16 protein-coding genes are annotated in these 13,997 nt (G+C 65.3%); 8 read left to right on the forward strand and 8 right to left on the reverse strand.

Annotated elements, in window-relative coordinates:
• Positions 1-40 precede the first annotated feature (40 nt).
• Positions 41-910, reverse strand: a complete 870-nt coding sequence (gene metF, locus RBB42_RS18580) for a methylenetetrahydrofolate reductase [NAD(P)H] (protein ID WP_305971166.1) — start codon at positions 908-910, stop codon at positions 41-43.
• 108 nt (positions 911-1,018) lie between these two features.
• Between metF and RBB42_RS18585 the strand changes: the two genes are divergently transcribed.
• Positions 1,019-1,924, forward strand: coding sequence for a LysR family transcriptional regulator (locus tag RBB42_RS18585; protein WP_306043748.1), 906 nt, complete (start codon positions 1,019-1,021; stop codon positions 1,922-1,924).
• A gap of 4 nt (positions 1,925-1,928) precedes the next feature.
• Here the strand turns inward: RBB42_RS18585 and RBB42_RS18590 are convergent, their stop codons facing one another.
• Positions 1,929-2,234 (reverse strand): hypothetical protein, encoded by a 306-nt coding sequence (locus tag RBB42_RS18590; RefSeq protein WP_305971168.1) that lies wholly within the window; start codon positions 2,232-2,234, stop codon positions 1,929-1,931.
• A 247-nt stretch (positions 2,235-2,481) separates the two neighbouring features.
• Positions 2,482-2,688: a cold-shock protein gene (locus tag RBB42_RS18595; protein ID WP_043144101.1), complete on the reverse strand. Its 207-nt coding sequence runs from the start codon at positions 2,686-2,688 to the stop codon at positions 2,482-2,484.
• A gap of 228 nt (positions 2,689-2,916) precedes the next feature.
• Here RBB42_RS18595 and RBB42_RS18600 point away from each other — a divergent pair, with 228 nt between their 5' ends.
• Both RBB42_RS18600 and RBB42_RS18605 read left to right on the forward strand, forming a co-directional pair.
• Positions 2,917-3,234, forward strand: a complete 318-nt coding sequence (locus RBB42_RS18600; protein WP_305971169.1) for an arsenate reductase family protein — start codon at positions 2,917-2,919, stop codon at positions 3,232-3,234.
• A gap of 19 nt (positions 3,235-3,253) precedes the next feature.
• Positions 3,254-3,622 carry a hypothetical protein gene (locus RBB42_RS18605; RefSeq protein ID WP_305971170.1) on the forward strand — a complete coding sequence of 123 codons (369 nt, stop codon included), beginning with the start codon at positions 3,254-3,256 and terminating at the stop codon, positions 3,620-3,622.
• Positions 3,623-3,626: 4 nt separating this feature from the next.
• Here RBB42_RS18605 and RBB42_RS18610 read toward each other — a convergent pair whose 3' ends face one another.
• The 4 genes from RBB42_RS18610 to RBB42_RS18625 form a co-directional block, all read right to left on the reverse strand.
• On the reverse strand, positions 3,627-4,193 hold the full coding sequence (locus tag RBB42_RS18610) for a DoxX family membrane protein (protein WP_305971171.1): 567 nt from the start codon (positions 4,191-4,193) through the stop codon (positions 3,627-3,629).
• Between the two features lie 7 nt (positions 4,194-4,200).
• Complete coding sequence (locus tag RBB42_RS18615) at positions 4,201-4,947, reverse strand: HvfC/BufC N-terminal domain-containing protein (protein ID WP_305971172.1); 747 nt, start codon at positions 4,945-4,947, stop codon at positions 4,201-4,203.
• Positions 4,948-5,046: 99 nt separating this feature from the next.
• Positions 5,047-5,895 (reverse strand): MNIO family bufferin maturase, encoded by an 849-nt coding sequence (bufB, locus tag RBB42_RS18620; protein WP_305971173.1) that lies wholly within the window; start codon positions 5,893-5,895, stop codon positions 5,047-5,049.
• 65 nt (positions 5,896-5,960) lie between these two features.
• Positions 5,961-6,269, reverse strand: a complete 309-nt coding sequence (locus RBB42_RS18625; protein ID WP_305971174.1) for a BufA1 family periplasmic bufferin-type metallophore — start codon at positions 6,267-6,269, stop codon at positions 5,961-5,963.
• Between the two features lie 603 nt (positions 6,270-6,872).
• On the opposite strand from RBB42_RS18625, the gene RBB42_RS18630 reads away from it, so the two are divergent.
• A complete protein-coding gene (locus tag RBB42_RS18630; RefSeq protein ID WP_305971175.1) occupies positions 6,873-7,988 on the forward strand; it encodes a TauD/TfdA family dioxygenase in 1,116 nt (371 codons plus the stop codon).
• 151 nt (positions 7,989-8,139) lie between these two features.
• Here the strand turns inward: RBB42_RS18630 and thrS are convergent, their stop codons facing one another.
• Entirely contained in the window at positions 8,140-10,089 is a 1,950-nt protein-coding gene (thrS, locus tag RBB42_RS18635; protein ID WP_305971176.1) for a threonine--tRNA ligase, read from the reverse strand.
• A 112-nt stretch (positions 10,090-10,201) separates the two neighbouring features.
• On the opposite strand from thrS, the gene RBB42_RS18640 reads away from it, so the two are divergent.
• The 4 genes from RBB42_RS18640 to RBB42_RS18655 all read left to right on the forward strand — a co-directional run bounded on the left by RBB42_RS18640 (position 10,202) and on the right by RBB42_RS18655 (position 13,968).
• Positions 10,202-11,443 (forward strand): MFS transporter, encoded by a 1,242-nt coding sequence (locus RBB42_RS18640; protein ID WP_305971177.1) that lies wholly within the window; start codon positions 10,202-10,204, stop codon positions 11,441-11,443.
• Positions 11,444-11,501: 58 nt separating this feature from the next.
• Positions 11,502-12,173, forward strand: coding sequence for a DNA-3-methyladenine glycosylase I (locus tag RBB42_RS18645; protein WP_305971178.1), 672 nt, complete (start codon positions 11,502-11,504; stop codon positions 12,171-12,173).
• Between the two features lie 92 nt (positions 12,174-12,265).
• Positions 12,266-13,006: an alpha/beta hydrolase gene (locus RBB42_RS18650; RefSeq protein ID WP_305971179.1), complete on the forward strand. Its 741-nt coding sequence runs from the start codon at positions 12,266-12,268 to the stop codon at positions 13,004-13,006.
• A complete protein-coding gene (locus RBB42_RS18655; protein ID WP_305971180.1) occupies positions 13,003-13,968 on the forward strand; it encodes an alpha/beta hydrolase in 966 nt (321 codons plus the stop codon). Before RBB42_RS18650 ends, RBB42_RS18655 begins: the two co-directional genes overlap by 4 nt.
• The last annotated feature ends 29 nt before the right edge of the window (positions 13,969-13,997 follow it).

Below are 13,997 nucleotides of genomic sequence, written 5' to 3' on the forward strand. Positions count from 1 at the left end.
GGGACCGGGCGGGGCGATTGTTCGCAGGCTGGCGGGTGGTTCAGGCCACCTGTTCCAGCGCCACCTCTGGCGTGACACCCAGCGCAAAGCAGACGTCGCGGGTCAGTTCCGGGCGGTTCAGGGTGTAGAAGTGGAGCTTGTCCACACCGCCTTCCAGCAGGTCGGAGCACAGCTCGGTGCAGATTGCCGTGGCCAGCAGATCCTCGCGCCCGTCGCGCTGCGCCTTTTCGAAGGCGTCCGAGACCCACTGCGGGATGTAGGTGCCACAGCTTTCGGCAAAGCGGCGTGCGCCGTTCCAGTTTTCGATCGGCAGGATGCCCGGCACCAGCTTGTCACCGTCGATCCCGGCCTTCTGGCAGGCGTCGCGGAAACGGAAGAAGGTCTCGGCCTCGAAGAAGAACTGGGTCAGGGCCTCGTCCGCGCCGGCGTCCAGCTTGCGCTTGAGCCAGGCGATGTTGGCGTCCATGTCCGCGGCCTCGGGGTGGCAGTCGGGGTAGGCGCCGACGCGCTGGGTGAACTTGCCGGTCTCGGCCAGAGCCTCGATCAATTCGATAGAGTTGGCAAAACCATCGGGGTGCTGGGTGAAGCCGTCCGAACCCTTGGGCGGGTCGCCGCGCAGGGCCACGATATCGGTGACGCCCGACTCGGCAAAGCCTTCGGCGATGGCCAGGGTCTCATCACGGGTGGCGTTGACGCAGGTGAGATGCGCCGCCGTGCGCAGGCCGGAATGCTTGTGCAGCGTCGCCACCACGTCGCGGGTCAGGTCGCGGGTGGTGCCGCCTGCGCCATATGTCACCGAGACGAAGCGCGGCGCCAGCGGCGAAAGAACCTGCACCGCGTCCCAGAGGCGAAAGGTGGCCTCGATGTTTTTCGGCGGGAAGAATTCGAAGGAGATCTCGGGGCGCTGCATGGTGCGGGGTGTCCTTTATGACGTTGGAGCCCTTGTCGCATGTGCAGCATTGTGAGACAAACTCATAAATCTCAAGATCAACATGAGGCGGATGAGGGAAAGCCCCCCATGCATATCGAATTCCGGCATCTCCGGACCATCAAGGCGATCCATGACGCGGGCGGTGTGGCGCGGGCGGCAGAGATGCTGAACATCACGCAATCGGCGCTAAGTCACCAGATCAAGGGGCTGGAGGACCAGGCGGGGGTCGAGCTTTTCGTGCGCAGGTCCAAGCCGATGAAACTCTCGGCGGCGGGGATGCGCCTTCTGCGGCTGGCCGAGCAGATCCTGCCGCAGGTCGAGGCCGTCCAGGCCGAGTTCGAGGGCTTGCGCGAGGGCAAGTCCGGGCGGTTGCACATTGCCATCGAATGCCACGCCTGTTTCGAATGGCTTTTTCCGGTGCTGGAAGGTTTCCGCAAGAAGTTTTCCGACGTGGATGTGGACATCCGTCCGGGTCTTGCCTTCGATGCCTTGCCCGCTCTGATGAAGGAAGAGGTGGACGTGGTCATTTCCTCGGACCCTGAGGACCTGGCAGGCGTCACTTTCGTGCCGCTCTTCGACTACAGCCCGGTCTTCGTCGCCTCGTCCCAGCACCCGCTCGCGGAAAAGGAATTCATCGAAGCCGAGGATTTCCGGGGCCAGACACTGATCACCTACCCGGTGGAACGTTCGCGCCTGGATATTTTCAGCCAGTTGTTGACCCCGGCCAAGGTGGAACCGGCGGCGATCCGACAGGTGGAACTGACGGCGGTGATCCTGTTGCTGGTGGCGTCCAACCGGGGAGTGTCGGTTCTGCCGGACTGGGTCGTGCGTGAGGTGAAATACAGCTCTGACTATGTCACGCGCCCGCTTACGAAAAAGGGACTGACGCGGCGCCTTTATGCGGCGGTGCGGACAGAGGACCTGGACAAACCCTTCATGACGTTGCTGATCCGGCTGGCCGGGGAAGAGGCGCGCAGACTGCAGGCTGCGTGATCTCTCAACAGCCCTTGTCCGCCTGGGCACGGGCCAGATCCCACCGGTTCATGTAGGCGGCGCCCGGCAAAGGGTCGTGCGGGGCGCTCATGACCTCATCGGCCTTTTGGGCGAAACAGCCGCAATTCACGCCAGGCAGGTTGGCCCGACACCATGCGATGGGATCGGCAGGGGCCGAGGCGGCGCTACGGGGCGGCGGGCCGCTGCGCGGCAGGCCACCCTGGGTCAGGGGCGGCAATTGGTTTACCCCGGCGACCAGCAAGGCGACGGTCGCCAGAGCCATGGCAGCGGTGATCCATCTGATCGGCATCACGGGTTCCAAAGGGGGGGCTGGGGAAACGGGCAGAACGCCCGTGCCGGACCCCTCACCGGCCCCGTGAGGGTACTGTAAACCGCAGCGCTGGCGAAGCGCCAAGTGCCTAGAATTTTAGGACAAAGCCAAACGTAGCCGCATCCCGTGAAGATGTTGCTGACAGTCAAGCCATAGGTGTCCGGGCGTGGCCGCCCGGCCGGTTTGGTCTGGATCGGCAAGCCGGTTCACATGACCGGCCCACGGGTCAGAGAATCTTGAGGTCCGAGGCCATCGTGCGGCCGTCGCGTCCCTCTCGCAGTTCGTAGCTGACCTTCTGGTTGTCGGCGAGCCCGGTCAAACCCGAGCGTTCGACGGCGGAGATATGGACAAAAACATCCTTTCCCCCTTCGTCCGGCGCGATAAATCCATAGCCTTTCGTGGTGTTGAACCACTTCACGGTGCCGTTCGGCATAATCCCCGTGCTCCTATTCAAGTCCTTGCGTTCATCCCCGTGCAGATCGGAGAAGGTCACATTCGCCGTTCAGGGCCGCAGGACGCCGGGGCGCCAAGCATCCGGTGCACGAATATCACGCGGGTGACATTAGCGCAGAACGGCGAAATACAAGAGTCCCACTCTCGCATTTCGACGAAATCTTGCCTATCTGACGATCCTGAACCGCAGACTGCCAAGGGATTGTGCATGATCATCTACGGGTTGAAGACCTGCGACACCTGCCGCAAGGCGCGCAAGGCGCTGCCGTCGGCCACTTTTGTCGATGTCCGCGAAGAGGGCTTGCCGGCCGAAATCCTGGACCGCGCGCTGGCGCAATTCGGGGACAAACTGGTCAATACGCGTTCGACCACCTGGCGGGACTTCGACGAGGACACGCGCGCGATGGACCCCGCCGCGTTGATCGCGGCCCATCCCACGGTGATGAAACGCCCGCTCTTCGTCGAGGATCAGCGCATGGTCCTGGGCTGGGACAAGACGGCCCAGGCGGCCCTGGGCGTGGTATGACAGGGCAGGAGGCAGAAACATGCGCAACGCGGCACTGACACTGGGCATCATCGCCGGCGTCATCGGCATGATCGTGGGGTTCTTCGGTTTCGGCTACACGGAACTGGTCAAGAACGTGGGCGAGGTCGAAGAGATGTTCGGTATGTTCGACGACCCACAGACGGTGCGCATCGTGTCGATCCTGGCCCCCTTGCTGGCCATTGCCGGCGGTGCAATGGCCAAGGCGCGCGCGCTGTGGGGTGGGGTCCTGCTGCTGCTTTCGGCGGCGGCGATGTTCCATGCCTTCGGCTTCAACGTCTTCACCATGTTCCCCATCGCCTTTGCGGGCCTGGGCGGTGTGCTGGCGCTGGCCGCGGGCAAGCCCGACGAGCCCAAGGCGCATTTCTGATCCGTTAGGCCGAGACCTGGCGCGCGGCGGGCGCCAGGCCGAACAGCCGGTCCAGCGACAGGACGCCCGCGCCCCGGATCACCATCACCAGCAGCAGCAGGGCCCAGAGCATCCGCTCGTCGATCAGGCCATAGCGCGTATCGAACAGCGCGCCCAGCGTGCCGCCATGTCCGGTCACGTCGACCCAGGTCTGCACGGCGACAAAGCCGATCATCCCCAGCGCCGCCAGCCGCGTGAACAGTCCCAAAACGATCAGCAGGGGCAAGAGCCATTCCGCGTAAGTGCCGGCAAAGGCGATGAGGTCATAGTGAAATCCCATGTTGGCGGTATTGTAGCCCGCCGCCTCGAACGCCTTGGGAAACATCTGCGCGTAGGTGCCCGATTCCAGCGTGAAGAAGTCAAAGATCCCCTCTTCGCCCTTGCGATCCCAGACCTTGGTCCCGGCGGAGTTCCAGTAGTACCGCAAGAGCGTCGCCGCAAAGGCAAGCCGGGCCAGCAGGGGGATCATCTGGTCGCCCAGCCGTTCGACAGGGGCAAAGATCGCATTGTGCAGGGAGATGAGACGGTCCATCGGGTCCTCAATCGGTGAGCAGGTCTGAAAATGCGCTTTGCTGCAACAGCAGCGAAAGCGTGGCGGAAAGGTCGAAATCGGCACCGGCGGCCTCGACGGCCGCGCCAAATGTCTCGCCTCTGATCAGGGCGGCAAGAAAGCCGGCGCCGCCCTGCGGCAGGAGATGGGGCACGGGATCGAAGTCCGGTCGGGTTATGACAACCGCCTCGGCGCGGGCCGGGGGCTTGGGCTGGCCCGGTTCCATTGAGAAGCGATAGATCGACAGCACCGGCCAGGGCGACCGCAGAAGCCGCAGGGCCGGCGAGGGAACCAGGCGCGCCCGCATGAGTGCAGCCTCATCCAACTCCGCCAATCGCGCGGCATCCAGCCCCGGCGCATCGGCTGCATGATAGCTCTGGCGCAGCGCCAGTTCCATCCGCGCCACGTCGCCCAGGTAGCCGATCCCGCGCAGCGCCTCTATCTGCTCCAGGAACTCGGGGAAGCCGGCACCGTATTGCATCATCAAGGGGCTGGCGGGCGGATGGGCGCGCAGGAACATCCCCGCCGCGCGGGCGAAATTCTCGGGCCCGATCAGTTTCGCCACCGCGGGAAAGCCCGTTTCTAGCGCCTCGCGCAGGGCCACGGCCACGTTGTTGCGGTAGACGTCGTAGCGCCGCCCGGCCGGTCGCCCCTCGCCATCGGTCAGGCCTTCGGGAACAGGCGCATCCGCGCGCAGCAGTGCATTGCGGAAGCTGGTCTCGGCAAGGCTGGTCATGTCGCGCTCCCTTGTGATTCTTCCTGATCCAGCCCCCGGGGGTGAAACCGCGGGCCCGTGGTCTTGCCGAACGCATGCCTTCGTGGCGAGGTCCCGACCTCAGGCGGCCACGCGCGTCAGCGCCCGCGCCGCCCTTTCCGCTTCTGCGGCCAGAACGGGCCAGTCCGGCACGTCATTGTCCCATTCGATCAGCAAGGGCAGCGGCCCGGCGCGATCCAGCACCATGTCCAGCAAGGCCCAGACCGGTTCGGCCACTTCGCGCCCGTGGCTGTCGATTAGCAGCGGGGCGCCGAAATCGTCGTGATCCTCGTCGTGGCCCGCCAAGTGGATTTCGCCCACCGCAGCCATCGGAAAACCCGCGATGTAGTCCTGCGGGCTGTAGCCCAGGTTGGTGGCCGAGACGAATACGTTGTTCACGTCCAGCAGCAGACCGCAGCCGGTACGGCGAGCGATCTCCTGCAGGAAACCCGTCTCGTCCAGCTTGCTTTCGGCGAAGGCGAGGTAGCTGGAGGGGTTTTCCAGCAGCATCCGCCGCCCCAGCGCCTCCTGCACCTCGTCGATATGGTCGCAGACGCGGGCGAGCGTGTCAGGGGTATAGGGCAGCGGCAGCAGGTCGTTCAAAAAGGCGCTGTCATGGGTGGACCATGCCAGGTGTTCGGAAAAGCTCGCCGGGTTCAGCCAGCCGACGAGATGTTTCAGCCGGGCAAGGTGATCCGGGTCCAGCCGGTCCGGCCCGCCAATCGACAATCCAACCCCGTGGACCGAGATCGGGAAACGCTCGGACAGGGCGCGCAACTGTGCCAGCGGCCTGCCACCGTCACCCATGTAGTTCTCGGCGTGAACCTCGAGCCAGCCCACGGGTGCTGGATCGTCCCGGATGGCGGAATAGTGCTGCGGTTTGTAGCCGACGCCGGGCATGGGGGGGAGGGAGCTGGTTGTGTCGAACATTGCTTGGTCCTCGGGTCGAAAGAGGGACCGCGGGACGCGCCAGGGCGCCCCCCGCAGTCTGCCGTTTACGAGTCCATCGGCAGGTCGCGCTCCAGTGCGTCGAGCGAACCCATGCGCGGCGTGCCATCGGCCATCGCGGGCAGTTCGATCTCGGTGCAGGTGCCTTCGTCAACCAGCGTCCAGGCGTTGCCCTGGTAGTCGACGGTCGAGGTGCCGGCACAGGTGGTGCCGGGGCCGGCGGCGCAGTCGTTTTCGCCGGCGAGGCTGACGCCATAGCACTTTTCCTTTGCCATTTCGTCGGCATGTGCGCCGGTTGCGGCGATGGCGGCGGCAACAGCGCCGACGAGGGCGGCGGATTTCAGAGTGTTGGACATGTGGGTTCCTCCGAGGTTTGGACGTTGCGAAACTTGGCCGCGGGCCGACTTGCCCGTCGGTGACTGCAGGGTGCCGCGCTGGAGGGTTTGTCGCGATACACGGGGTCGTGCATCACGCGGCCGTCAACCCGCGTGTCATGCCTGAGAGGTCAGAGAGGGGATTCCAGCCGGTGAAAGGCGAAATTTGTAACTATGACTGCCCGTCTGTCCATGCTGCATAGCAGAATGTTACAAAACGCATGGCCCGTCCGCGCGGGCCGGCCGGTTAGTTCACGGTGTTCGTCAGGGCTGTAACGAGTCAAGTCCGGGTTTCCGTCGCTTGCAGCCCAGAAAAAAGGGGGGCTCACGGCAAAAGCCAGCTCGGTCGGGCCACGGACAAGCGGCTCCTGTTGGTGCCGACATAAATGACCCGGGGCACGATCTGCTTGCCTCGAGTGGTCAGCCCTGTTCTCTAGGAGCGGCAGAAGAAGCGACCGGAAAACATGTGCACCGTCTTGGGAAGATGTCCGGGCCATCCGCATGCGAAGGCCCATGAGTGGTGGCCGCCCCCGCGGCGCGGCTGAGCCGCCGCGCCTGACCACCACAAACTTACCGGAGACACACATGCAACCGACCCTCACCACCGGGGCCGAGAGCCTCGAGATTCGCTGGCCCGACGGAACCGTGGGCGATCTTCCCTATATCTGGCTACGCGACACGGACCCCTCGGGGTTTCACCCGCAAACCGGCGAACGCGCCTTCGAACTCACAAGCGTTCCGCTCGACCTTGTCCCCAGCCAGGTGGAAATGAAACCTGATGCGCTTATCGTGACCTGGAAAGAGGGCGACAGGCCAAGCCGCTTCGACCTCGACTGGATCAAGGCGCATCGTCCGGGTCAGCCACGCCACGATCCTGCCGACCTGACGCCCGTCGCGTGGCGCGCGGAACTGGGCGGTGACGGTGTGCCACGCCACGATGCTGCGGGCATCCTGACCTCGGAGGCGGGTCTTGCCGAATGGCTGGCCGACACCAAGCGTTACGGGCTTTCGATCGTGACAGGACTGGCGGACAGCACCGACGCCGGCATGCAGGTTGCCCGCCGGGTCGGCTTCTTGCGCGAAACGAACTTTGGATTGACCTTCGAAGTCGTCTCCAAGCCCGATCCGAACAATCTCGCCTATACCTCTGACGCGCTGCCGCTGCATACGGACCTGACCAACCAGGAATTGCCGCCGGGGTATCAATTCCTGCACTGTCTCGCCAACGAGGCAGAGGGCGGCGGCTCGACCTTTTGCGACGGCGTCGCCGTGGCCGAGGATTTGAGCGCGCGTGACCCGGAAGCCTTCGAGGTCCTGTCGACCGTCACCGTTCCCTTCCGTTTTCATGACGCCAACACCGATATCCGCTCTCGCAAGACGGTCATCACGCTGAACACGCGCGGGGAGGTGTCCGAGATCTGTTTCAATGCCCACCTGGCAGACATACTCGATCTCGAACCGGCGCAGATGACGTCCTTTTACCGTGCTTACCGATTGTTCATGGAATTGTCGCGCTCCGCGGACTACGGCATTGCGCTGAAGCTTTCGGGGGGCGAGATGGTTGTCTTCGACAACCGCCGCGTCCTGCACGGTCGCCAGGCGTTCGACCCCTCGACCGGTTTTCGCCATCTGCACGGTTGCTATGTCGACCGGGGGGAATGGGACAGCCGGATCCGGGTGCTTGATCGGTCTCGGGGCTGACCGTTCAGGGACCGGAAAACCGGGGCAGGCGCGTCGCAGGACGGCGGCGCGCCTGCCTGCCAAGATGCACGCGTCAGAACACGTCCCCGGAAGAAGGAAAGGCAGCCGCCAGGGGCTGGCGACTGCCTTTGGTGTCTCGTCGTGGCAGCTATCAGTCGCGCAGGTCCGGCGGGGTTGCGTCGCGGCCCAATTCTGCCGTGATCTCGTCCAGAGAGGCGACCTGCGTCTGCTTTTCGCCCAGACGGCGCACGGTGACGGTGCGTTCCTCGACTTCGCGGTGACCCACGGCCAGGATGACCGGGACCTTGCCGACCGAATGCTCGCGGACCTTGTAGTTGATCTTTTCGTTGCGCACGTCGGCCTCGGCCCGAACACCGGCCTTGGTCAGCGTCTCGACCACATGGGCGACGTATTCATCCGCCTCGGATGTGATCGAGGCCACGACAACCTGGCGCGGCGCCAGCCAGAAGGGCAGCTTGCCGGCGTGTTCCTCGATCAGGATGCCGATGAAGCGCTCGAAAGAACCCAGCGTCGCCCGGTGTAGCATCACGGGGCGATGCTTGTTGCCATCGGCGCCGATGTAATGCGCGTCCAGACGTTCGGGCAGGACAAAGTCCACCTGGAAAGTGCCGCACTGCCAGTCACGGCCGATCGCGTCGGTCAGCACGAATTCCAGCTTGGGCCCGTAAAAGGCGCCTTCGCCCGGGTTCAGCTCGATGTCGTTCGTCACCTTGCGCGTCGCGGTCAGCAGCGCTTCTTCGGCCTTGTCCCAGATCTCGTCCGATCCGGCGCGGGTTTCGGGCCGGTCCGAGAACTTGATCTTGTACGAGGGGAAGCCGAGGTCTCGGTAGATCCCGGCCAGGAACCCGATGAAACGCTCGGTCTCTTCGGCGATCTGGTCCTCGGTGGCAAAGATATGCGCGTCATCCTGCGTAAAGCCGCGCACCCGCATGATCCCGTGCAGTGCACCCGAGGGTTCGTAGCGTGCACAAGAGCCGAATTCCGCCATCCGCAGCGGTAGGTCGCGGTAGGATTTCAGCCCCTGCTTGAAGATCTCCACATGGCAGGGGCAGTTCATCGGCTTCAGCGCGTTGATCGCCTTTTCACGGGCATGTTCCTCGTCCACTTCGACGATGAACATGTTTTCCTGGTACTTTTCCCAGTGCCCCGAGCGTTCCCACAGCTTGCGGTCAACGACCTGCGGGGTGTTCACCTCGACATAGCCGCCGCGCGTCTGCTGGCGGCGCATGTAGTCCTGCAACGTGGTGTAGATCTTCCAGCCGTTCGGGTGCCAGAAGATCTGGCCCGGCGCCTCTTCCTGCATGTGGAACAGGTCCATTTCACGGCCCAGCTTGCGGTGGTCGCGCTTGGCGGCCTCTTCCAGCATGTGCAGGTGTTTTTTCAGGTCATCGCGGTTCTTGAAGGCGACGCCGTAGATGCGCTGCAGCATGGCGCGATCGCTGTCGCCGCGCCAGTAGGCCCCCGCGACACTCATCAACTTGAAGGCATCGCCCGGAACCTGGCCGGTGTGCTGCAGGTGCGGGCCGCGGCAGAGATCCTGCCAGTGGCCGTGCCAGTACATGCGGATCGGATCATTGCCGGGGATGGCCTCGATCAGCTCGACCTTGTAGGGCTCGTTGTTGGCCTCGTAGTACTTCACCGCACGCTCGCGCTCCCAGACCTCGGTGGTCACGGGGTCGCGGCGGTTGATGATCTCTTTCATCTTTTTCTCGATCGCGCCGAGGTCTTCGGGCGTGAAGGGCTCTTCCCGGTCGAAGTCATAGTACCAGCCGTTCTCGATCACCGGGCCGATGGTGACCTTCACGTCGGGCCAGATCTCTTGCACGGCGCGGGCCATGATATGCGCGAGGTCGTGCCGGATCAGTTCCAGCGCGGGCGCGTCATCGGCCATCGTGTTGATGGCGATGCGGGCGTCTTCCTCGATGGGCCATTGCAGGTCCCAGTGGGCGTCGCCCACGGTGGCGGAGATCGCTTTCTTGCCAAGCGATTTGGAAATGCTCGCGGCCACTTCGGCAGGGGTCACGCCCTTGTCGAAGTCGCGTTTCGAGCCATCTGGAAATGTCAGGGAAATCTGGCTCATCGGCCTAGTCTCCTCGTCGGTTTGGCGCCCACGGAACGCCCGGTTGCGGGTATGCGTTGTGCCAAGCGCAATGGCCCCCGGGGTCGGTGAAGTCAAGCGGGAAGAGGGCGGGATGAGCGAAAGCACGACAGAAGTCTACGAAGGATTGACCGGCGCAGAGGAGGTCAAGGCGCACGAGGCCCGCAACGGGCTGCGCCATGCCACCAGCCTGACAATGACCAAGATCGCCGACGGGCTGATCGACCCAAAGCTGGTGCTCAGCTGGCTGGGCGGAGCCTTGGGTGTGCCCGCCGGTATCGTCGGGCTGTTCGTGCCGATCCGCGAGGCGGGCGCGCTCTTGCCGCAGATCGTGCTGGCGGGGCGGGTGCAGGCGATGCGGTACCGCAAATGGGCCTGGGTCGCCGGATCGGCGGGGCAGGGGATCTGTGCCGCACTGATCGTACTGGCGGCCCTGACCTTGTCGGGGTGGGCCGCCGGTGTTGCGATTGCCCTTGCGCTGGCTGGTCTCGCCGTCAGCCGGTCGCTCTGTTCCGTCAGCTTCAAGGACATATTGGGCAAGACGGTCGCCAAGACCCGGCGCGGCGCGGTGACGGGCATCGCCGGGTCGGTCTCGGCGCTGGCGGTGCTTGGCTTCGCGCTGATCCTGATGGTGGGGCCGGGGCAGGCGCTCTGGCCGGTGATGGTGGCGATCGGGCTGGCCTCGATGCTCTGGCTGCAGGGCGCGATCCTGTTCTCGACGCTGGAGGAAGGGGCCTCGGAACCTGAAAAAGGCGCGGGCCTCGACCTGTCGCCCCTGCGCGAGGACGCGCGACTGCGCAGGTTCGTGGCCGCCCGTGGCGCGCTGACCGTGACCGCGCTGGCGCCGCCCTATTTCGTCCTTCTGGGCGGCGGGCAAAGTGCCCTGCAGGCGTTGGGGGCGTTGGTCCTTGCCTCGTCGGCGGCCTCTTTCTTGTCGTCCTATGTCTGGGGGCGTCTGGCGGACCGGTCGTCCCGTCTGGTGCTGGCGGCCTCGGGCGTGCTGGCGGCGTTGTTCATGGCGCTTGCGGTGTTGGCGGACCTGGCAGGCTGGGCGGGCGCGCCCTGGGTCATTCCCACGGTGCTGTTCGGACTGATGCTGGCCTACCACGGGGTGCGACAAGGGCGGTCCGTCTACCTGGTCGACTTTGCGCCAGGGGACAAACGCTCGACCTATGCCGCGCTGGCCAATACCTCCATCGGCCTGCTGCTGCTTGCGGTGGGTGCCCTCGGCGGGGCGCTGGCCGCGCTTGGGCCGCAGGTGGCGCTGGCCGGGTTCGCGGTGCTCAGCCTGCTGGGGGCCGCGCTGTCGTTGGGCCTGGGCGAGGTCGAGCGATAGGCGCTTGCCTGTGCGTCCCGCGCGGCGCAGTCTGGCGCCTGCAAGGGGGAGGGGCGTCATGCGGACATACGAAGAGATTCTCGATCTCGCGGCGGATCGCAAGGGCGGGCGCGCGGCGGTTCTGGCCGACATGCCGCCGGTTCTGGATGCGGATGCGCTGGCGGCCATTCCGGACGATCGCTGGCTGGCGCAGATGGCGCGCGGAATCTTTCAGGCCGGCATCAGCTGGCAGGTCGTGGAAAACAAGTGGCCGGGCATCGAAGAGGCGTTCCACGGTTTCGACGTCGGCCACGCCGCGATGATGTCGGAGGACCGGTTCGATGAATTGCTGTCCGATCCGCGCATCGTGCGCAGCCCGCCCAAGGTGCAGGCGATCCAGCAGAACGCCGTTTTCATCCAGGAGGTGGCCGCCGAGGCGGGGTCATTCGGGCGCAAGGTGGGCGACTGGCCAGCAGAGGATTTTTCCGGGCTTTTGGAGTGGATGAAAAAGAACGGCGCCCGCCTGGGCGGGGCGACCGGCGCCTACACGCTGCGGTTCCTGGGCAAGGAAAGCTATGTCCTGTCGCCATCGGTCGTCGCGCGACTGGTGGCCGAAGGCGTGGTGGACAAGGCGCCGACATCGAAAAAGGCGATGCAGGCGGTTCAGGATGCCTTCAACACCTGGAAGGCCCAGAGCGGCGAGAGCCTGACGGTCATCAGCCGCGTCCTCGCGCAAAGCATCGACGGATAAGGGGCGATGGCAGTGCCGCGGGGAAACCCGAAAGCCGTTTTCGATCCCGACGCACCGGCGCTATGGTCCGGGGCAAGGAGAAAGGGGGCTGAATGACGGTCGTATCCCATGTCGAAGGTCCGCGGGGCGACAAGCTGGTCTATGCAAAGACCTCGGGCCGGGGGCCATGCGTGGTCTTCCTGTCCGGCTATCGCTCGGACATGGAAGGCACCAAGGCGGTGCATCTCGAAGGCTGGGCCAAGTCGGAGGGCCGGGCCTTCCTGCGGCTGGACTATGCCGGACACGGGCAGTCCGGCGGGGTCTTCGAAGAGGGCTGTATCGGCGACTGGGCGGCGGATGCCGAGGCGGTCATCACCCATGCGGTGGAGGGTCCGGTGGTCCTGGTCGGCTCTTCGATGGGCGGCTGGATCGCCTCGATCCTGTCGAAACGCCTGCCGCAGATCGTGGGTTTCGTCGGCATCGCCGCCGCTCCGGATTTCACCGAGGACGGGTTCTGGGCCGGATTCTCGGAACAGGCGCGGCGCCAGGTCATGCAAGAGGGCAAGATCCTGATGCCCTCGGCCTACGAGGATCCCTACGTCGTGACCCGCAAGCTGATCGAGGACGGGCGGCGCAACCTGGTGCTGCGCTCTCCGCTGTCGATGGATTGGCCGGTGCGGCTGTTGCAGGGCACGCTGGATGAGGCCGTCAGCCGCGAAACCGCGCTGCGCCTGCTGGACCATATCGAGGGACCGGACGTGCGATTGACGCTGGTCAAGGGCGCAGATCACCGCTTTTCCACGCCCGTCTGCCTGACCCAGATCGAACGGGCCATCCGTGAGGTCCTGGGGTGAATGCGCTGCTCTGGGGGCTTGGCGCGCTGGCCGCGGCGGGCGGCGCCTACAGCCTGTTCGCTCCGCGCGAACCCGTGGTGACGAATGTCCGTTTTGACGCGGCGCTGCTGGACGGCGGCGTTGACGACTGGCTGGTGCGGAGCGAGGCCAAGGTTCCCAACCTGCGCCCCGGGGCGCAAAAACAGGTGATCTGGGCGGGCGCACCCGAGGCGCAGACCGACTGGGCGTTGGTCTATGTGCACGGGTTTTCGGCCGCTTCGCAGGAACTCCGTCCGGTGCCGGACATGGTTGCGCAGGGCCTGGGGGCCAACCTGGTCTTTACCCGGCTCAAGGGCCACGGACGCGACGGCCCCGCGATGGCAGAGGCCACGGTCGAGGGCTGGATGGAGGACATGGCCGAGGCGCTGGCCATCGGGCACCGTATCGGACGCCGCGTGCTGCTGATGGGCTGTTCCACCGGCGCCACGCTCGCAACCTTGGCCCTGCACGAGGAAATGGGCGCGGAGGTCGCGGGGGCGATCCTCGTGTCCCCCAATTTCAAACTGGCAGACCCGAAAACCGCGCTGATCACCTGGCCGGGTGCGCGCTGGTGGCTGCCCTGGCTGGCAGGACGCGAGATCGGCTTTGACCCGCGCGGAGAGGCGCATGGGCAATACTGGACCTCTCGCTATCCCAGTCTTGCGGTCCTGCCCATGGGGGCGGCGGTGCGCGAGGTACACCGGCGGCGGCAGGAGGACCTGTCCGCGCCCGCACTCTTTGTCTTCGACCCCGGCGACCGGATCGTCGATCACCAGGTCAGTCGGCAGGTCGCCGCGCGCTGGGGGGCGGGGGCCGATCTGCACGAACTGGACCTTGGGCCAGAGGACGACCCCTCGCGTCACCTGGTGGCGGGCGATGTCCTGTCGCCCCGCATGTCTGAACCGGTGGCAGGGGCCATGTTGGACTGGGTGCGCCGCCTGTGATGTGGCGCCGAAAAAGAAAAGAGCGATGG

The sequence above is a fragment of the Mameliella sp. MMSF_3455 genome (assembly GCF_030733205.1).
Taxonomy (GTDB): domain Bacteria; phylum Pseudomonadota; class Alphaproteobacteria; order Rhodobacterales; family Rhodobacteraceae; genus Antarctobacter.

What these genes read in the sequence shown, in the direction of transcription:
- metF (WP_305971166.1), bottom strand. Translation starts at nt 910, where the DNA reads ATGCAGCGCCCCGAGATCTCCTTCGAATTCTTCCCGCCGAAAAACATC.
- RBB42_RS18585 (WP_306043748.1), top strand. Translation starts at nt 1,019, where the DNA reads ATGCATATCGAATTCCGGCATCTCCGGACCATCAAGGCGATCCATGAC.
- RBB42_RS18590 (WP_305971168.1), bottom strand. Translation starts at nt 2,234, where the DNA reads ATGCCGATCAGATGGATCACCGCTGCCATGGCTCTGGCGACCGTCGCC.
- RBB42_RS18595 (WP_043144101.1), bottom strand. Translation starts at nt 2,688, where the DNA reads ATGCCGAACGGCACCGTGAAGTGGTTCAACACCACGAAAGGCTATGGA.
- RBB42_RS18600 (WP_305971169.1), top strand. Translation starts at nt 2,917, where the DNA reads ATGATCATCTACGGGTTGAAGACCTGCGACACCTGCCGCAAGGCGCGC.
- RBB42_RS18605 (WP_305971170.1), top strand. Translation starts at nt 3,254, where the DNA reads ATGCGCAACGCGGCACTGACACTGGGCATCATCGCCGGCGTCATCGGC.
- RBB42_RS18610 (WP_305971171.1), bottom strand. Translation starts at nt 4,193, where the DNA reads ATGGACCGTCTCATCTCCCTGCACAATGCGATCTTTGCCCCTGTCGAA.
- RBB42_RS18615 (WP_305971172.1), bottom strand. Translation starts at nt 4,947, where the DNA reads ATGACCAGCCTTGCCGAGACCAGCTTCCGCAATGCACTGCTGCGCGCG.
- bufB (WP_305971173.1), bottom strand. Translation starts at nt 5,895, where the DNA reads ATGTTCGACACAACCAGCTCCCTCCCCCCCATGCCCGGCGTCGGCTAC.
- RBB42_RS18625 (WP_305971174.1), bottom strand. Translation starts at nt 6,269, where the DNA reads ATGTCCAACACTCTGAAATCCGCCGCCCTCGTCGGCGCTGTTGCCGCC.
- RBB42_RS18630 (WP_305971175.1), top strand. Translation starts at nt 6,873, where the DNA reads ATGCAACCGACCCTCACCACCGGGGCCGAGAGCCTCGAGATTCGCTGG.
- thrS (WP_305971176.1), bottom strand. Translation starts at nt 10,089, where the DNA reads ATGAGCCAGATTTCCCTGACATTTCCAGATGGCTCGAAACGCGACTTC.
- RBB42_RS18640 (WP_305971177.1), top strand. Translation starts at nt 10,202, where the DNA reads ATGAGCGAAAGCACGACAGAAGTCTACGAAGGATTGACCGGCGCAGAG.
- RBB42_RS18645 (WP_305971178.1), top strand. Translation starts at nt 11,502, where the DNA reads ATGCGGACATACGAAGAGATTCTCGATCTCGCGGCGGATCGCAAGGGC.
- RBB42_RS18650 (WP_305971179.1), top strand. Translation starts at nt 12,266, where the DNA reads ATGACGGTCGTATCCCATGTCGAAGGTCCGCGGGGCGACAAGCTGGTC.